Origin of the sequence: Hymenobacter psychrophilus (assembly GCF_900107135.1) — a bacterium.
Lineage (GTDB): Bacteria > Bacteroidota > Bacteroidia > Cytophagales > Hymenobacteraceae > Hymenobacter > Hymenobacter psychrophilus.
This window is the reverse complement of record NZ_FNOV01000001.1, coordinates 220,762-237,080: the sequence shown is the minus strand read 5'-3', so window position 1 is coordinate 237,080 and position 16,319 is coordinate 220,762. Positions and strand designations below refer to the sequence as shown.

The 16,319-nt window shown below is 62.7% G+C and carries 17 protein-coding genes; 12 read left to right on the top strand and 5 right to left on the bottom strand.

The window, feature by feature from the left end; genetic code table 11:
* Positions 1-37 precede the first annotated feature (37 nt).
* Positions 38-577 (bottom strand): hypothetical protein, encoded by a 540-nt coding sequence (locus tag BLW21_RS00955; protein ID WP_092736952.1) that lies wholly within the window; start codon positions 575-577, stop codon positions 38-40.
* Positions 578-699: 122 nt separating this feature from the next.
* On the bottom strand, positions 700-1,206 hold the full coding sequence (locus BLW21_RS00950; RefSeq protein ID WP_092736950.1) for a cupin domain-containing protein: 507 nt from the start codon (positions 1,204-1,206) through the stop codon (positions 700-702).
* A 174-nt stretch (positions 1,207-1,380) separates the two neighbouring features.
* Here BLW21_RS00950 and BLW21_RS00945 point away from each other — a divergent pair, with 174 nt between their 5' ends.
* Both BLW21_RS00945 and BLW21_RS00940 read left to right on the top strand, forming a co-directional pair.
* Positions 1,381-2,370 (top strand): MBL fold metallo-hydrolase, encoded by a 990-nt coding sequence (locus BLW21_RS00945; RefSeq protein ID WP_092736948.1) that lies wholly within the window; start codon positions 1,381-1,383, stop codon positions 2,368-2,370.
* Between the two features lie 162 nt (positions 2,371-2,532).
* Positions 2,533-3,381: a formate/nitrite transporter family protein gene (locus BLW21_RS00940; protein WP_092736946.1), complete on the top strand. Its 849-nt coding sequence runs from the start codon at positions 2,533-2,535 to the stop codon at positions 3,379-3,381.
* A 36-nt stretch (positions 3,382-3,417) separates the two neighbouring features.
* Here the strand turns inward: BLW21_RS00940 and BLW21_RS00935 are convergent, their stop codons facing one another.
* Together BLW21_RS00935 and BLW21_RS00930 are read right to left on the bottom strand one after the other, a co-directional pair.
* Positions 3,418-4,320: a DUF4097 family beta strand repeat-containing protein gene (locus BLW21_RS00935; protein ID WP_092736944.1), complete on the bottom strand. Its 903-nt coding sequence runs from the start codon at positions 4,318-4,320 to the stop codon at positions 3,418-3,420.
* 38 nt (positions 4,321-4,358) lie between these two features.
* Complete coding sequence (locus tag BLW21_RS00930) at positions 4,359-5,273, bottom strand: arginase family protein (RefSeq protein ID WP_092736942.1); 915 nt, start codon at positions 5,271-5,273, stop codon at positions 4,359-4,361.
* A 222-nt stretch (positions 5,274-5,495) separates the two neighbouring features.
* On the opposite strand from BLW21_RS00930, the gene BLW21_RS00925 reads away from it, so the two are divergent.
* From BLW21_RS00925 to rluF, 10 genes are all read left to right on the top strand, one after another.
* On the top strand, positions 5,496-5,912 hold the full coding sequence (locus BLW21_RS00925) for a SpoIIAA family protein (RefSeq protein ID WP_092736940.1): 417 nt from the start codon (positions 5,496-5,498) through the stop codon (positions 5,910-5,912).
* A gap of 64 nt (positions 5,913-5,976) precedes the next feature.
* Entirely contained in the window at positions 5,977-6,420 is a 444-nt protein-coding gene (locus BLW21_RS00920; protein WP_139255034.1) for a hypothetical protein, read from the top strand.
* 39 nt (positions 6,421-6,459) lie between these two features.
* The gene (locus tag BLW21_RS00915; protein WP_092736936.1) at positions 6,460-7,317 is read left to right on the top strand and encodes an SDR family NAD(P)-dependent oxidoreductase; all 858 of its coding nucleotides are present in this window, start codon (positions 6,460-6,462) and stop codon (positions 7,315-7,317) included.
* A gap of 200 nt (positions 7,318-7,517) precedes the next feature.
* Positions 7,518-8,252 (top strand): YebC/PmpR family DNA-binding transcriptional regulator, encoded by a 735-nt coding sequence (locus BLW21_RS00910; RefSeq protein ID WP_092736934.1) that lies wholly within the window; start codon positions 7,518-7,520, stop codon positions 8,250-8,252.
* A gap of 25 nt (positions 8,253-8,277) precedes the next feature.
* A complete protein-coding gene (locus BLW21_RS00905) occupies positions 8,278-8,922 on the top strand; it encodes a hypothetical protein (protein ID WP_092736932.1) in 645 nt (214 codons plus the stop codon).
* A 181-nt stretch (positions 8,923-9,103) separates the two neighbouring features.
* Positions 9,104-10,168 (top strand): serine hydrolase domain-containing protein, encoded by a 1,065-nt coding sequence (locus BLW21_RS00900; protein WP_092736930.1) that lies wholly within the window; start codon positions 9,104-9,106, stop codon positions 10,166-10,168.
* Between the two features lie 75 nt (positions 10,169-10,243).
* On the top strand, positions 10,244-11,308 hold the full coding sequence (locus BLW21_RS00895) for a proline iminopeptidase-family hydrolase (RefSeq protein WP_092736928.1): 1,065 nt from the start codon (positions 10,244-10,246) through the stop codon (positions 11,306-11,308).
* A 49-nt stretch (positions 11,309-11,357) separates the two neighbouring features.
* The gene (locus tag BLW21_RS00890; protein WP_092736926.1) at positions 11,358-11,756 is read left to right on the top strand and encodes a hypothetical protein; all 399 of its coding nucleotides are present in this window, start codon (positions 11,358-11,360) and stop codon (positions 11,754-11,756) included.
* A gap of 19 nt (positions 11,757-11,775) precedes the next feature.
* Complete coding sequence (locus tag BLW21_RS00885) at positions 11,776-12,114, top strand: hypothetical protein (RefSeq protein WP_092736924.1); 339 nt, start codon at positions 11,776-11,778, stop codon at positions 12,112-12,114.
* 159 nt (positions 12,115-12,273) lie between these two features.
* Complete coding sequence (rluF, locus tag BLW21_RS00880; protein WP_092736922.1) at positions 12,274-13,404, top strand: 23S rRNA pseudouridine(2604) synthase RluF; 1,131 nt, start codon at positions 12,274-12,276, stop codon at positions 13,402-13,404.
* A 168-nt stretch (positions 13,405-13,572) separates the two neighbouring features.
* Here rluF and BLW21_RS00875 read toward each other — a convergent pair whose 3' ends face one another.
* The gene (locus tag BLW21_RS00875) at positions 13,573-16,311 is read right to left on the bottom strand and encodes a polynucleotide kinase-phosphatase (protein ID WP_092736920.1); all 2,739 of its coding nucleotides are present in this window, start codon (positions 16,309-16,311) and stop codon (positions 13,573-13,575) included.
* Positions 16,312-16,319 lie beyond the last annotated feature (8 nt).

The following is a 16,319-nucleotide window of genomic DNA, read 5'->3' as shown; positions in this document are numbered from 1 at the left end:
TCGAGGCTTTTCTGTGGAAGCCGAATTCTCTTTGGGTTTATGGCAACGGCTGTTTTCCTACATATAGGGCATACCGCACAAGCCGTTTCCTCTGGCTGGTTTTATATTCTGTTTCAATTATTTGCGCCCGATACTTCGGTCCGAGGTACATCAAGCGCGTAACCTGATGCCCACCTTCCCAAGCGGTAGACGTATTGTCGAATACCATCCGATACTGCCCTTTTAGTTCGCGCTTCATCAGCGCTATTGCTTCTTTATTCCACGTCTGGTAGCCCACAGTACGCTTGCAACTGCCTTCGGTGTCCACATTTATCCAATGGCCATAGCCAGTCGAGTCGGGCGGCGTCAGCGGCAAGCCAAACAGTATGCTTTTGCCCGCACAATTCTCCCGCGAGTCTTGAAACGTATCTTCTCCCGTGTACAACCAGCCGCGTGGCAGCAATATTCGCTGTGCTGCCGCTGGTCCGCCCTCATAAAAATCAACCAGCTCCGAAAAGCTGACTTGTTGCGCGGCGGCTGGCCGCCAAGTTAGCAACAGCAACAGCAACAACAAGCGGCGGACACTAGTGGCAACCATTACAGTGCAGATTCAGGCTATCTGGCATAAAATAGCAGTCTGGTCTTCGACATTTGTAGAGTTGATGCTAATGAGTAGCTTCCGTATGCATCTGCAACATCTGCAACATCTGTTCATCTGCATTATCTGCGGTTGAAGTCATCCTGCACGCGCACAATGTCGTCCTCATCGGAAGGGTTTTGTGCGTTGGTGTGCTGCCAGATTTCGGCGATGATGCCCCAGTCGCTGAGGCCAATCAGGCGGTGCCGCTCGCCTTGGCGGAGCGTAATTTGCTCACCCGGTCCGTAGGTTTTCAGCTCTCCTTCCTCGTCGGTGTCGCTGGTGATGATGCCCACGGGGCCACTAACGACGCGCCAGATTTCGGCCCGGCGGTGGTGGTATTGCCACGAGAGGCGCTGCAGTGGGGCCACAAGCAGGATTTTAGGGCTCAGCCGGCCCGAAATCCGCAGCTCATCCACGGTCAGGCCGTCGAAGTACTGGTCGGCAAACTGCTGGGCCTGGGTTTCATCGAGCACGAAAAAGCCGCCCCAAGGACGGGCTGGGTCTTCGCGGTCGATGCGGAAGCCCTGGCGCAGCAGCAGCTGACGGGTTCGGTCGAAAAAGGCGCTTTTGGCGGAGCTAGTCTCCACAGAATTCCGGGGAAAGAAGCCGCGGCATAAATGCTTGGCGGCCGGATGAAGGCACTAAAGTAGCAGATTGTCTGATCTGAACCATCGTGCAAGTTGAGGGCTGGTGCAGGGAAACAAATCAAAATCTGGTGCTGGTGCGTACAATTTGCATCCTTCTACTTCACTGCTTTCCCTATGAAACAAGTAGCCCCTGGCGTTCATCAGCTTACTATTCAGCGTTTTGTCAACGTATATTTCGTTGAAACCGGCCGCTCCGGCGAGTGGGTACTGGTTGATACCGGCCTGCCGGGCTCGGAGCAGGCCATTGTGGCGGCAGCCGACGCACTTTTCTACTCCGGCTCCCACCCCGAGGCCATTATCCTTACCCACGGCCACCTCGACCACGCCGGCTCGGCCCAGGCCCTGGCCGAGCACTGGAAGGTGCCGGTGCTGGCTCACCAGCTGGAGCTGCCCTTCCTGACGGCTCGGGCCGTGTACCCGCCCGCCGACCCAACAGTGGCCGGTGGCGGCTCGCTGGCCTCCGCGGCCCGCTTTTTCCCGCCCCAGTCGTTCCAGCTCTCCGATTACGTGCAGCAGCTGCCTGCCAACGACCTCGACCCACCCTTTTTACCCGACTGGCAGTGGCACCATGTGCCCGGCCACGCCCCCGGCCAGGTGGCGCTGTTCCGCGAAAAAGACCGCACCCTGCTCGGGGCCGATGCGTTTGCCACCTGCAACCACCAGTCGGTGCCGGCCGTGCTGCTGCAGGTTGAGAACATCAGCATTGCGGGGGCCCCGTTCAACTACGACTGGCAGCAGGTGGGCGACTCCATCCGGCTGCTAGCCGACCTGCGCCCCGAGGCCATTGGCTGCGGCCATGGCCCGGCCGTGCGCGGCCCCGAAGCCAGTGCGGGCCTGCGCCGGCTGGCCGATGAGTTTCGGGTGCCGGCCCACGGCCGCTACGTGCAGCACCCCGCCCGCCTCGATGCCAACGGCGTAGCCTACCTGCCGCCGGCTCCCCACGACCCGATTCGGGCGAAGTTTGGTATGGCTGCCGCGGCCCTTGGAGGACTTGTGGGCGCGGCCTGGCTGGTAAAATCGTACCGGGCCAAAAAGCAGAACGAATACCCGCGCCCTAAAGCCGGCGAACCCAAGCGCTTTCGGACCGAGGAGGTAGCGCGCTAAAAACCGGCAGTCCTCACCGGAAGGCCTCCAATCAAAAACAACTATCCGCAACCCACTGTTTAGCTCAACTATTCAGCTGGTTGCGGATTTTTGTTTTCTGACACCCGCTTTCTTTTAATCGATTCTTCGTCGGAATTTTAATGGCTGCGTTTAAGCTCTGCTATGCAAGAAGAAGTCGACCCTAAAGTGAAGCAGCAGGAAATCCAGCAGGAGCGGGCCGAGCAGCGCGAAGTGAACGAGCGTAAGGCTCCTACGGGCAAGGTGTTGTACCGCACCACCATGCAGGAGGGCGAAATGGAGCTGAACCGTCCGACGGCGGCGCTGTTCTGGTCGGGGCTGGCGGCGGGCCTCTCGATGGGCTTTTCCATGATTGGCGAAGGCCTGCTCACGCATTACCTGCCCGACGCCCCCTGGCGGCCGTTGGTGGCCACGTTCGGCTACAGCATCGGCTTTCTGATTGTGATTCTGGCCCGCCAGCAGCTGTTTACCGAAAACACGCTGACGCCCATTCTGCCGCTGTTGGCCAAGAAAGATCTGCCCACCCTGCTCAACGTGTTGCGGCTGTGGGGCGTAGTGCTTTTTTCCAACCTGCTTGGGGCGCTGGTGCTGGCGCTAGTAGCCATGCACAGCTCGGCTTTTGATGAGGATGTGAAGGCCGAATTTATAAGCATGGGTCAGCGGGCAATGCATTTTGGCTTCGGTACCACGCTGCTGCGCGGCATTTTTGCCGGCTGGGTTATTGCCCTGATGGTGTGGCTGCTGCCCTTCGCCGAGTCGGCCCGGGTATGGGTTATTATTCTGATGACGTACCTGGTAGGTCTGGCACATTTCAGCCACATTATTGCCGGCTCGGTGGAGGTATTCAGCGTGGCCAGCGTAGGGTTGGCCGGCTGGGGCCAGGTGCTGGGCGGCTTTGTGGTGCCGGCGCTGTTGGGCAACATCATTGGCGGCGTTACGCTGGTAGCCGTGCTCAACCACGCCCAGGTAGTAGCCGGCAACGACTCGGTGTAACACCGCGAAGCATACCGTTACGGCCCATCGGCGCCACTATTCCACGTCGAGCGAGTCGGCGGGTAGCGGTGCAGGTGGGCGCGGCTGACTTACCTGCACGTTGCCATTTACGGTACTCACTTTGAGTTGCGCCCCGCCCTTACCCAACGTGGCGGCCAGGTTGTGGGGCAGTAGGTTCAGGCGCTTGGTATTGAGCGCGGCCTCAACCCGACCGCGGGTAGTGCGCGCCAGTAATGTGGCCGCATACTCGGGCGGCAGCTGCCAGCTGATGTCGCCGTTCACCGTACTCACATCGAGCCCCGGGCCAGTCCAGGCGTCGCCGCTCAGGCTCAGGTCGATGCGGCCGTTGGTGGTGTGGGCGCGCACGTCGCCGGCCACGCCACGAAGCGTGAGTGGACCGTTGGTGGTCGTCAGGTGCAACTGGCCCCGCACGTTTTCCAGCTCCAGCGCACCGTTCACGGCCGTCAGCGTCAGGTCGGTTTGGGCCGGCACCAGCACTTCATAGCTTACAGCCCAGCCCTCCACCGAGCCATTGGCCAGCCCGGCCTGCAGCGTATGCGCGGTGGAGCTCAGGCGCACGGCTGCGGCCAGGGCGCGGGCAGTTTCGGCGGTAGCAGCGCGGCCCGTTACGCGGGCCCGCACCCGCACATCGGGTCCGGCCCAGGCCCGCACGGTAATACTGCCGTTGGTCCGTGCATCCACCGTCAGGGCAGTATTGGCGGGCGGGGCGGGCAACGTCAGGTTTCGGATTTCGCAGTGCGTTTTCTGCAGTGGGCCGGCGGGCAGCGGGTCGGTAGCGCAGTCGAGCGAGAAGACAGGAGCTGGGCCGGCAGTTTTGGCAGAGGTGGCTTTGACGGAAGCGGCCTTAGGAGTCGTGGCATTCTGGGCCGCGACCGAGCCGGTAATCAGGAGTAGAGAGAGCAGCAGGTTCGTTTTCATACTAAGGACCGACAGTGACGGCGGGGCGACGACAGGCGCTAAGCGCCAAGCGTTGCGGCCACCCCGGTAAGATACGCCGCCACAAGGGTAGCCGCCAAACGCGCCGTCTGCTGGTCGCGGTCGAAGAGCGGATTAAGCTCGACCACTTCAAACAACCGCACCCCAGCCGCGCGACCAGCCAGCCAGGCGGCTTCGGTGGCCTGGCGGGGCGTCAGGCCGTCGGCGCTGGGGGCACTCACGGCCGGGGCATAGGCCTGGGCACAGCAGTCGATATCGAAGCTCACAAAGGCGGGGCCGGCCGCGGTAGCCCGCGTCAGCGCCCGCTGCATGCAGGCCGGCATTCCTTCCTGCTGCACCTGCGCCAGCGGCACCACGTAAGCCTGGTGCTGGTGCAGGAAGTCGATATCGGCCTGCAGATTGAGGTTGGAGTGCAGCCCGATTTCGGTGAAGCGGGACCCGGCGAGCTGACCCTCGCGCAATAGCTTCCCGAAGGGCGTACCGCTGCTTAGTATGCCCGGGCGGTCTTTCACATCGGCGTGGGCATCGAGGTTGATGCCCCCCAGCGGCTGGCCGCCGGTGGCCGCGTGCAGGCCCCGCACGGTGCTGTAGGTGCCATCATGAGAGCCCCCCAGCACCACCACCCGCGGATACTGCGCCAGCAGCCGGGCCAGCTCGGTGGCAATAGTCGCGTGGTTGTCGGCGTGGCAGGAGGCGCGCAGCGGCAGGTTGCCGGCATCGGCTATGCGTAGCGGGCGCAGGTCGACGCTGTGCTCGAGGTTGTAGGTTTTATGGTAGCGCCGCAGCTCGGCCCGGATGGCATTGGGGGCGTGCATGGCCCCGCTCCGGCCCCCTTCCAGCACCGTCCCAAAATCAAGGGGCAGCCCTACCAGGCATACGTCGGCTACGGGCAGCTCGGCGGCCGGACGAATCAACTCACGCAGGAAATCAGCCATAGCCCAAAGTAACAATCCGGCAGCGGAAATATAGTGGCGCGCCGGTTGCGCCCGCGCCGCAGCTTTTTTTGTAGCACCGAATCAGCAGTTTAAACGGTCCTTCGAACTTTGCCACCGCCCATGCGGTGAAACGGCGTTTACTTTTTGCTGCCGGGCTCCGTATGTTGTAACAGACGGCTGCCTAGCTGGCCTGGGCCCGTTTTCATTCCAACTTTCCGAAGCATGATTTATTTCGATCAAATCCTGCTTGACACGCCTACGCTGCTGGTGCGGTACAGCAGCCGCTACCAGTTGGTGGAGGCGCAATGGCGTGGTCGGTTCGATGCCGCTTTGGCTCAGCAGCAGTGCGAGCAGCTACTGGCCCTCCTACCGGCCACCCAGCCCGTGTATCGCATGATTAATGACAGTAGCGAGGCGTTTGGTGAGTGGGCAGAGGCCGGCGACTGGATTGGCGGGGTGCTGGCACCCGCGCTGGCCGCTCGCGGCGTGCGGGCCGTAGCCTGGATAAACGCGATGGACTGGCCCTCACGCGAAGCCGTGGCCAGCAGCGTTTCGCTGGCGCAGGTGCTGCCCATTAAAACCTTCGAATTCGACGAAACGGACGCCGCCCTGACCTGGGTGCTGAGCATTGCCGCCTGAGTGCCGGCCGGACCGCCCGGGGACCGGGCACTTCTTCCAGCGGCGCTTATCTTTCGGCATGAACATGTACTCCCGTCTCTTGCCTGTACTCTTGTTGCTGCTGCTGCTGCCCGGATTTCCGCTGCCAGCCCAGTCGCGCCAACAACCGGGGCCGGTGGCGCCAACTTCCTTCTTTGGCACTTACGCCTACCTAGCCTACAGCATCCTCGACCAGGGCACCAGCCCCGAGCCGCTGCCGGCCCAGGGCGTGGGCGGCACCCTGCTGCTCCGCCCCGATGGCACTTACCAAAAGCGCCTGACGCTGACGGCCAACGGCGGCCCCATGCGCTTCGACCAGGACGGCCGCTTCACGTTCACGCCCGGCCGCATCAGCTTTACTTACCCCGATAAAAGCGGCCGGCCCCGCACCGACGAAGGTACTTTCCAGCTCAGCAAAGGCCGGCTGACAATTACGCTGGCGGGCTTCCCGGCCGGCAACCAGAGCACTTATACCCTGCGTCACCAATAAGCCCGGGGCCTCCGTGGCTTGTTTTCCACTTTTATCCGCATGGCTGAACCATCCAAGTCTGTTGTCATTACCGGCGTATCGAGCGGCGTGGGGCTGGCGGCGGCCCGCGCTTTTCTGGCACGCGGCTACCGGGTGTTCGGCAGCATCAGGCGCGACGCCGACGCCGAGCAGTTGCGCGCCGAGCTGGGCCCGAATTTCATGCCCCTGCTCTTCGACGTAACCGATGCCGAAGCCGTGGCGCGGGCCGCCACCGATGTAGCCCATGCGTTGGGTACCAGGCCGCTGACGGGCCTGCTTAACAACGCGGGCATAGCATTCGGCGGGCCGTTACAACATCAGCCGCTCGACGTAATCAGGCAGCATTTTGAGGTGAATGTACTGGGGCTGATTCAGGTAACGCAGGCTTTCCTGCCGCTGCTCGGGGCCCGGGCCGGTTTTGCGGGGCATCCGGGCCGGGTGCTGAACATGGGTTCGGTGAGCGGGCAGGTGGCCTCGCCATTTCTGGGAGCGTATGTGGGCAGCAAGCACGCGCTGGAAGGCGTTACAGCTACCTGGCGGCGCGAGCTGGGGCTGTTCGGCATTCCGGTGGTGCTTATCGGTCTTGGCGTTACGCAAACGCCCATCTGGGACAAGGGCATCGACCTTGGCCCTTACGCGCATACGCCCTACCACGGCCCGGCCCGGCGCTTCCTGGGGTTTATCAACAAAACCCGTAGCCAGGGCCTGACGCCCGAATACGTGGCCGGCCGGCTGGTACAGATCATGGAAACGCCCCGCCCCAAACTGCGCTACACTATTGCCGCCGACGTATTCCGGGCCTACATTGTGCCCCGCCTGCTGCCCGCCCGCGCCCTCGACTGGCTGCTGGCCCGCGGGCTGGGGCTGAAGGCAAGCTAGTGAGATGGTGAAATAGTGAGTGTTGGATGGTGCTAATTACGCCACTTGCGCAGTTAGGTCCTGCCGAACGTCAAACTCACCATCTCACTATTTCACCCCCTCACCTTGAGCCCCGGCTGGGTTTCTGCTAACTTGCGACTCGTTCAGGCTTTCCGCCAGCACGACAATTTACTACTCACCATTTCACCAACTCACCATAGATGGGACGCGCGTTTGAATTCCGGAAAGGCCGCAAAATGAAGCGCTGGGACCGGATGTCGAAAGACTTTACCCGGATTGGCCGCGAAATCGTGATGGCCGTGAAAGAAGGCGGCCCCAACCCCGACACCAACTCGCGCCTGCGCACGGCCATGCAGAACGGCAAGGGCGTGAACATGCCCAAAGACCGGGTGGAAGCCGCCATTAAGCGGGCTTCCTCGCGCGAGGAGAAGGATTACCAGGAAGTGGTGTACGAAGGCTACGCGCCCCACGGCGTGGCCGTGGTGATTGAAACCGCTACCGACAACCCAACCCGCACCGTAGCCAACGTGCGCATGTATTTCAACCGCGGCAACGGCGCGCTGGGCACTGCCGGCTCCTCCGACTACACCTTCACCCGCAAGGGCGTATTCAAGCTGGCCGCCGAAGGCCTGGACGTGGAAGAGCTGGAGCTGGAGCTCATTGATGCCGGCGCCGAAGACGTGTACGCCGACCAGGACGAGGACGAGCAGGGCAACACCACGGACTTCATCGTAGTCGAAACCGCCTTTACCGACTTTGGCCAGATGCAGAAGGCGCTGGAAGAAAAGGAGTTCAATGTGGTATCGGCCCAGTTGCAGCGCGTGCCCAACACCACGGTGCACCTCGAAGGCGACGAGCTGGAAGAGGTGATGAACCTGATTGAGAAGTTCGAGGAAGACGACGACGTGCAGGCCGTCTACCACACGCTGGGGTAAACCTCATCAACCGTAACTAAACATCATGGGCCGCTCAATTTGGGCGGCCCATTGCGTTGAGCAGCAACTTGCACCACCACTATACAGTAGCCGCTACGTGAACTTCGAATTCGCCAAACTACTCAATTCTTATTTGTTGCGGGGAGAAATCGCACAGGCTATTGAACTGGCTGAAAACCAGTTGGCGGCCATTCCGCTCTCCCCCTTTCACCAGATAGCCGGGCGGTCCTTGCTAGATCAGACCCATACGCTTTGCCATTGGGCAGATGAATTTCACCGCTCCGTAGACGTTAACCAGCCGGTAAAAGCACTTTATTTTGAGCTTACTGAGTTCGATGTCAACACAGATGAATGGGCTATTGACGGTTTCGCCTACACGGCAGATTACGGCCTGGCAACCGCGGAGGACTGGTTACCTGACTATTGCGCGGCCAGTGAAAACGCTTTGATTCTGGAAGGCTACGAGTCGCTACAGGAGGCATTTGAGGAGCTTGAAATTGAATCTGATGACCTGCAAAACGCGCGCGATTGGTGCGAGCAGCTAATTATTGCCCGGTACATGCAGCTTCTGCAGGCGGCCCGGACGGAGGCAAAACGCCAAGGCCTCGCGTGGGCGGCACTACCAGCTTATTGCACGGAGCACGGGTATGATTTCATTGCAAGTATTTGAACAACGTTCAATAAAGATGGCCAGCGCCACCTGGTTCAACTGGCCCAAAACGCCGTTGATTTTTCCCAAGGCCCGGCGTAAAGCAATCTGAGCGCCCCCTGGAAGCAACCGTTGCGCCTGCCGCCGCATCTGCCGCAACATCCGCCCCGGCCGCAACCCCGCACCGGCTTTCCTACTTACCATGAAACTGCTGCTACTCCTGCTGCCGGTCCTGCTGCTACTTAGCCTACGTGCCCCCGCCCAGCAAACCGAACTAAAGGCGCTGCTGGCCCAACGGAACGTGCCGGGCCTGCAGCTCGTGCATACCAAGGGCTCCCGGGTTACCACCTATAACCTGGGCCGGCTTCGGCAGGATTCGGCGGCGGCCGTGACTGCCGAAACCGTGTTTCAGGCCGCCTCGCTGGGCAAGGTGGTACTGGCCTACCTCGCGCTCCGTCTCCACGACCAGGGCCGGCTCGACCTCGACCGGCCGCTGCTCAGCTACGCGCCGTATCCGCGGGTGCAGGATGCGTCCCGCGCTGCCCGCGTAACGGCCCGCATGGTACTCACCCACCGCACCGGCCTGCCCAATTGGGCCGATAACCCGCTCGGGCCTACCTGGGCCACCTCGCCCCTGTCCTTCCGGTTTGCACCCGACAGCTGCTGGAACTACTCGGGCGAAGGGTTCGTGTGGCTGCAGAAAACGCTGGAGCAGCTCACCGGCGAACCGTTGGAAACGCTGGCGCAACGGGAGGTTTTTGGGCCGCTGAAAATGCGCCGCAGCAGCTTCCGGTGGCAGGCCGGCTTTGCGGGCAACGCTGCCTGCGGCCACGATAAAGCCGGCCTGCCCACCGAGGTGCGCCGCTTCGCTGAGCCCTACGCGGCCTACAGCCTGCTCACCACCGCCCCCGACTACAACCGCTTTCTGCAGGCCCTGCGCACCGGCCGCGGCCTCAAGCAAACCACCGCCCGGTTGCTGACCAGCTCCGCCAACGAGGCCAACCGTTGCGGCCGACCCACTGGCCCGGCCGACCCGTTCGTGGACTGGGCCGTGGGCCTGGGCCTGGCCACCACCAGCGCCGGCCCCGCCCTCTGGCACTGGGGCGACAACGACGACTTCCAGGGCTTTTTCCTGGTGCTGCCAGGTCGCCGCGAAAGCCTGCTCTTCTTCACCAACAGCGCCAACGGCCTCCAGCTCACCAACGACCTGCTTCACCTGTTCATCGGGCCCGGCGAGTACCGGACCCAGCAGTGGCTGGCGGAATAATTGAACGAGGTAGGGGCGGGGCTTCGCTTCGCTGTCCCTACCTCGTTCACAACTAACAACTCAATATATTGCCGGATGCTGAAACGTCTTCTTGCCGCCACCCTGCTGGCCTTTACGGCCGCTGCCTGCTCCACGAACCCTGCCGCCACGCCCGAAACGGGTACCGCACCGGCCCTCACCACCTACTTCTCCGCCCCCGATACCACTGTGCTGGCAGATGGCGGCGTAAAAATGGTGCCCATTACCACGGCTAAGGGCACGTTCAACATCTGGACCAAGCGGTTCGGTAACAACCCGCGCATCAAGCTGCTGCTGCTCAATGGCGGGCCGGGAGCTACGCACGAGTATTTCGAGTGCATGGAGAGCTTTCTGCCCCGCGAAGGCATCGAGTTTATCTATTACGACCAGCTCGGCTGCGGCAACTCCGACAACCCTAAGGATACCGCCATGTGGAGCCTGCCGCGCTACGTGGAGGAAGTGGAGCAGGTGCGGCAGGCCCTCCAGCTCGACAGCAGCAATTTCTACCTGCTCGGCCACAGCTGGGGCGGCATTCTGGCCGCCGAGTACGCCCTCAAGTACCAGCAGCACCTCAAGGGCGTCGTCATCAGCAATATGATGATGAGCATTCCGGCCTACGGCAAGTATGCCGAGGAGGTGCTGGCCCCCCAGTTCAAGCCCGAAGTGCTCAAGGAAATCCGGGCCATTGAAGCGCGCAACGACTTCCAGAACCCGCGCTACATGGAGCTGCTCCTGCCCAACTTCTACACCCAGCACATTCTGCGCCGCCCCCTGGAGCAGTGGCCCGAGCCGGTGAACCGCTCGTTTGCCAAAATGAACCAGTCGCTGTACGTGACCATGCAGGGACCGAGCGAGTTCGGCGTATCGGGCAAGCTGTTGAACTGGAACCGCGTGCCCGACCTGCCCAAGCTGGCGGTGCCCGTGCTCAGCATCGGTGGCAAATACGACACCATGGACCCCGAGCACATGCGCATGGTAGCCGAGAAAGTGCAGCACGGCACCGCCCTCATCTGCCCCCGCGGCAGCCACATGAGTTTCTACGACGACCAGCAAACCTACATGCACGGCCTGATGAAGTGGATGAAAGGAGTGGACCAAGGCGAAAAAGCGGTAAAATTGTAATCCGTAACCTGCATCCAGCGTTTTTTAAGCGGCCTCCTTTACTCAACCCATGCCCCCTTCCGTTTCCGCTACTACCACCAACCCACCCCTGTATTCCCAGCGCATCATCCGGCTGTTTTCGCTGGCATTCAGCGCCGTGGCGGGGGGTGTGCTCACGGCCAGCAACCTGCGGGCGGTGGGCCGGCCCGAAGAGGCACGCAAGGCGTTGTGGGCCAGCGTGGCCTATACGGTGGTTATGGCGGTGCTCATCTCCCTGGTACCCGATTCGTCTGCCTACGGGGCCTACGCGGTGGGCACCGGGCTGGCCGGCGGCTACGGCCTCAACTCCTACGCCGACAAGTTCATCCCGAACAAGCGGGACTTTCCGGCCCGCAGCGTCTGGCGGCCCCTGGCTATCTGCCTGCTGATTTCTGCGCCGGTTGTGGCTTCGCTCATCTACGCCCTGTAGGCGTTCTTTTTCTCCTCCTATGGCTTTCCTCTACCGCTCCCTGTTTCTGTTTGAAGCCGATACGGCCACCATCTTCGAAATAAAGCGCCTCGATATCCAGAGTAAAAATCCCGGTCACCTGTACTTCTGGCTGTATTTCGATAATGCCAGCCGCCAGCTCAGCCAGCTTGATTTTGTGGATATGAGTACCGAAGACGGCGAGCACCAGCGCGAATTCAGCCAAGGCCAACTGCGGTTTAACACCACCGGGGGCACTTTTTCGCCCGCCGATGGGGCCGCGCCGCTGACGCTGCGCACCATCAATCCGCCCACGCTGCCCGCCGAACTGGAAACGGCGCTGTTTGCGTTTTTCGCCTGAGCCCCGGTTCGTCCCTGAAGCCGGCCACTGGTTGTAGCAGCCGGTTTCCCCCTCTCCTGAATACGGCGTACCTTTGCAGGCTGCCGACCCCACTGCGGGTTGGCAGCCTCTTTTTCTGCCGGCCTAACCACTCGGCCCCAAGCATTAAGCTTTATCAACATGGCAACCCGACTCAATAAATACATCAGCGAAAGCGGCGTGTGCTCACGCCGCGAAGCCGACCGCCACATCGAGCAGGGCAACGTGCTGGTAAATGGCAAGCGCGCCGCCGTCGGCGACCAGGTAACCAGTCGCGACCGGGTGGTGGTGAATGGCGCCCACATCGAGCCCCGGCCCGAGGAAGAGGCGGTGTACCTGGCCTACAACAAGCCCCCCGGCATCGTCACGACCACCGATTTGGGCGTGAAGGACAACGTTATCCGGGCCATTAAGCATACGGTGCGCATCTTCCCCATCGGCCGGCTCGACAAGGAGTCGCAAGGGCTGCTGCTGATGACGAGCAACGGCGACATCGTGAACAAAATCCTGCGCGCCGGCAACCAGCACGAGAAGGAGTACATCGTGATGGTCGACAAGCCCATCAAGGACGACTTCATTGAGGCCATCCAGAACGGGGTACCTATTCTGGGGGTGATGACCCAGAAGTGCAAGGCGGTGAAGGAGACGCCCTACATTTTCCGGCTCACGCTGGTGCAGGGCATGAACCGCCAGATCCGGCGCATGTGCGAGCATTTCGGCTACGAGGTGGTGCAGCTCGAACGCATCCGCGTGATGAACATCAGCATCAAGGGCCTCGGGCCCGGCGAGTGGCGCGAGCTACGCGATAAAGAGCTGAAGGTGCTGTTTGAGATGATTGAGAACTCCAGCGGCACCGACGACGGCCGCACCGCGCGCCGCCGCAAAGTGGTATCGACGGCCGAGCAGTGGGGCGACCAGCCGGGCCGCAAAACTGCCCGCCGCGCCACCGCCCGCCCCGACATCGTGCGCCTCCCCTCCGACCCCTCCATGGGCGACGCCGAAGCCCCACGCAAAGCCAAAACCCTCCCCGCCGGCGCCTGGCTCGATAAGGATTCCGTGCGCCCCGGCGCCAAGCCCAAGCGCCTCGTTACGGCCGGCCGCACCGCCGGCTCGGGCCGCCCCACCGACAAAGCCGGCCCCCGCCCCGGTAAATCCGCCGGCCCGAAAGGCGGCCCAAAGGGTGCTACCAAGCGCCCGGCCAAAGGCAGTGGCGGCCCCGCTAAGGGCCAAAGCAGCAGCCGCGGCAGCCGTGGTTCCAGCCGCAGCCGGTAGGGCGTTGTAATTTGGAGAAACGAAAAAGAACGTCATTCTGAGCGAAGCGCAGCGTAGTCGAAGAATCTCTACCACATCGTTGTGGTCAGTAATTACCATTGCGGTAGGGATTCTTCGGCTACGCTGCGCTTCGCTCAGAATGACGTTCTTTTTCGTTTCCTGCCCTTTTTACAGCCGTGGGTCAACGGCTTCGCTTTCCAGGGCTAGTACGCCGAACACGCACTGGTGCACCCGGCGCAGGGGCTCGCGGGCTACGAACCGCTCCAGGCCTTCGACGCCGAGCGCAAATTCGCGCAGGGCGAGGTTGCGCTTAGCTTTCACGTTGCGCTGGCGCAGGCGTTCGAGGTTACCGGGTAGCAGGTAATCGGGGCCGTAGATGATGCGCAGGTACTCGCGGCCGCGGCACTTGAGCGCCGGTTGGAGCAGGCCGCCCTTGCCGGCGGGCACGAAATCGTAGGGCTTCACCACCATGCCTTCGCCCCCGGCGGCGGTCAGGTCGGTCCACCAAGTTATGGCGGCGTCGGTTTCGGCGGGGTTGTTCAGGGCCACCACGCGGTAGGGCGTGGCGCGGAGCAGGCCGGGGTCGGCCAGAGCGAGGCCGCGCAGGGTTTCCATGTGCCAGGCGTGGTCGCGCTCGAAGTAGGTGCGGCCCTCGGTGGCCAGCAGGTGGAACGGGGCCAGCTTGAGGTCGGAGAGCGACTGCACGGGCCAGCAGTAGCGGCGGTAGGCCTCGGCGTAGTCGGTGGCGGCTTCGCGGCGGGCACTGGTGCGGGCCAGCAGCTCGGCGGCCCCCGTGAGGCCGCGGGCGGCGGCTTCGGCCAGCGTGGCTTCGGCCTGGGGCAAAGCGAAGTTGGCGGCGGCGGCCACAGCGGCGTACTGGTTTTTCACCAGCTCCTGGGCCTTGGCCGACCAGGGCAGCAGCTCGGCATCGAGGCACACCCAATCGGTATCGAACTTTTCCCAGAAGCCGGCCGTGGTCAGGGCGTCGCGCAGGCGGGCCATGAAGGCCGTTTCGAGGGCCGCGTCGGTAAAGAAGTTGCGGCCGGTGCGGGTGTAGCACTTGCCGATGCCTTCGCCCGTGAGGCCCAGACGGCGCGTTATAGCGGCTTCGTCTTTGCCCAAAACCACCACTACGCGGCTGCCCATGTGCTTTTCCTCGCACACTACGCGCTCCACGCCCAGCCGCCGGTAGTAGTCCAGGGCTTCGGCGGGGTGCTCCAGCAAATCGGGCAACGCCGAGGTTTCGGTGGGCGACATGGTGGGGGGCAAATACAGCAGCCACTTGGGGTGCAGCGCAAACCGACTCATCACCTCCAGCGCCGCCACCGCGTTTTCCTCCCGAATGGTCACCCCGCGCATCAGCCGCGTTTCGATGAACTGCTTGCCCGTCACGTCGCGAATATCTAATTCAGCTTCTAGCTGAGAGCTGTTAGCTGTTAGCTTTTCGTTCTGGTCTTTTGACGAGGAAGCTAACAGCTGAGAGCTATCAGCTAACAGCTTATGATTTAGCGGCCTGACTGGCTCGCAGTAGACTTGGGCGGCGGGCACGGTGACCAGCTCGCGCTCGGGGTAGCGCAGGGCGGTGAGGCGGCCGCCGAACACGCAGCCGGTGTCGAGGTCGATGGTGTTGTTGAGCCATTCGGGGTCGGGCACGGGCGTGTGGCCGAACGCCACCACGGCCCGGCCCCGGTACTCGCGGGCCCACTCGTAGCGCACGGGCAGGCCAAACTCATCGATTTCGCCGGTGCTTTCGCCAAATAGCGCGAAGGCCCGCACGGCCCCCGAGCCCCGGCCGTGCATGTCCTCGGTGAGGCCCGCGTGGGCCACCACCAGCTTGCCGCCGTCGAGCACGTAGTGGCTTACCAGCCCATCCAGAAACTGCCGCACCTGGCTCTTGAACGCCTCGGGCTCGGGTGCCAGCTGGGCCAGCGTTTCGGCCAGCCCGTGGTTGGCGGTTACCTTTTTGCCGTTGAGGTGGCGCAGCAGCTTGATGTCGTGGTTGCCCGGCACGCACAGCGCCGTGCCGTCGCGCACCATGCTCATCACCAGCCGCAATACCTGCGGCGAGGCGGGGCCCCGGTCCACGAGGTCGCCCAGGAAGACGGCTTTGCGTCGCACGTTTTCCGCCTCGCCCTCCCCTATCACCGCCGTTGTCGGAACAAGCGAGCCGGTGGTTGCGAGGTTCCTATCGAGGCCTTCTGAAGTCTGGTAATCGACTAAAGGCGCCACTACCCGCACGCCCAAATCCCGCACGTCGGTTATCGGCTCCTCGGTTATCTGGTAGCCCAGTTGCTCCAGCAGCGTGCATAGCTCGTGGTAGCAGCCGTGCACGTCGCCGATGATGTCGAAGGGGCCGGTTTCCTGCTGGCGGTTGTTGTAGAGCCGGTCGCGCAACACGGTTTGCACGGCGTCGATTTCCTCCACGCCGCGCAGGTGGTGAATATGCCGGAAGCCTTCCTGCTTGAGGGTACGCAGGCTGCGGCGCAGTTGCTGGCGGTGGCCGGCAATGACGTGCCGGCCCAGATGGCGGCGCTCGGGGCGCTGGTCGTTGCGGCGCTGGGCCACGGCATCGGGCACGTCGAGCACCACGGCCACGGGCAGCACGTGGTACTGCCGGGCCAGGGCCACCAGCGCCTTGCGGCTGCTTTCCTGCACGTTGGTGGCATCCACCACCGTTAACAGCCCGCGCTTGAGGCGCTTGGCCACCAGGTAGTGCAGCAGCTCAAATGCATCCTGGCTGGCCGACTGGTCGTTCTCGTCATCGGCTACCATGCCCCGGCACGCATCCGACGACACAATTTCGGTGGCCTTGAACAAACGCCGGGCAAACGTCGACTTGCCCGCGCCGGTGCTGCCAATCAGCAGAATGAGGGCCAGTTCGGGGACTTTTAGGGTATCTTGGGGCATTGGGAAGT

Excerpts from the sequence above, each read along its gene's own strand:
- BLW21_RS00955 (WP_092736952.1), bottom strand. The coding sequence starts at position 577 with ATGGTTGCCACTAGTGTCCGCCGCTTGTTGTTGCTGTTGCTGTTGCTA.
- BLW21_RS00900 (WP_092736930.1), top strand. The coding sequence starts at position 9,104 with ATGAAACTGCTGCTACTCCTGCTGCCGGTCCTGCTGCTACTTAGCCTA.
- BLW21_RS00945 (WP_092736948.1), top strand. The coding sequence starts at position 1,381 with ATGAAACAAGTAGCCCCTGGCGTTCATCAGCTTACTATTCAGCGTTTT.
- BLW21_RS00890 (WP_092736926.1), top strand. The coding sequence starts at position 11,358 with ATGCCCCCTTCCGTTTCCGCTACTACCACCAACCCACCCCTGTATTCC.
- BLW21_RS00930 (WP_092736942.1), bottom strand. The coding sequence starts at position 5,273 with ATGGCTGATTTCCTGCGTGAGTTGATTCGTCCGGCCGCCGAGCTGCCC.
- BLW21_RS00895 (WP_092736928.1), top strand. The coding sequence starts at position 10,244 with ATGCTGAAACGTCTTCTTGCCGCCACCCTGCTGGCCTTTACGGCCGCT.
- BLW21_RS00940 (WP_092736946.1), top strand. The coding sequence starts at position 2,533 with ATGCAAGAAGAAGTCGACCCTAAAGTGAAGCAGCAGGAAATCCAGCAG.
- BLW21_RS00885 (WP_092736924.1), top strand. The coding sequence starts at position 11,776 with ATGGCTTTCCTCTACCGCTCCCTGTTTCTGTTTGAAGCCGATACGGCC.
- rluF (WP_092736922.1), top strand. The coding sequence starts at position 12,274 with ATGGCAACCCGACTCAATAAATACATCAGCGAAAGCGGCGTGTGCTCA.
- BLW21_RS00920 (WP_139255034.1), top strand. The coding sequence starts at position 5,977 with ATGTACTCCCGTCTCTTGCCTGTACTCTTGTTGCTGCTGCTGCTGCCC.
- BLW21_RS00875 (WP_092736920.1), bottom strand. The coding sequence starts at position 16,311 with ATGCCCCAAGATACCCTAAAAGTCCCCGAACTGGCCCTCATTCTGCTG.
- BLW21_RS00935 (WP_092736944.1), bottom strand. The coding sequence starts at position 4,320 with ATGAAAACGAACCTGCTGCTCTCTCTACTCCTGATTACCGGCTCGGTC.
- BLW21_RS00905 (WP_092736932.1), top strand. The coding sequence starts at position 8,278 with ATGGGCCGCTCAATTTGGGCGGCCCATTGCGTTGAGCAGCAACTTGCA.
- BLW21_RS00915 (WP_092736936.1), top strand. The coding sequence starts at position 6,460 with ATGGCTGAACCATCCAAGTCTGTTGTCATTACCGGCGTATCGAGCGGC.
- BLW21_RS00910 (WP_092736934.1), top strand. The coding sequence starts at position 7,518 with ATGGGACGCGCGTTTGAATTCCGGAAAGGCCGCAAAATGAAGCGCTGG.
- BLW21_RS00925 (WP_092736940.1), top strand. The coding sequence starts at position 5,496 with ATGATTTATTTCGATCAAATCCTGCTTGACACGCCTACGCTGCTGGTG.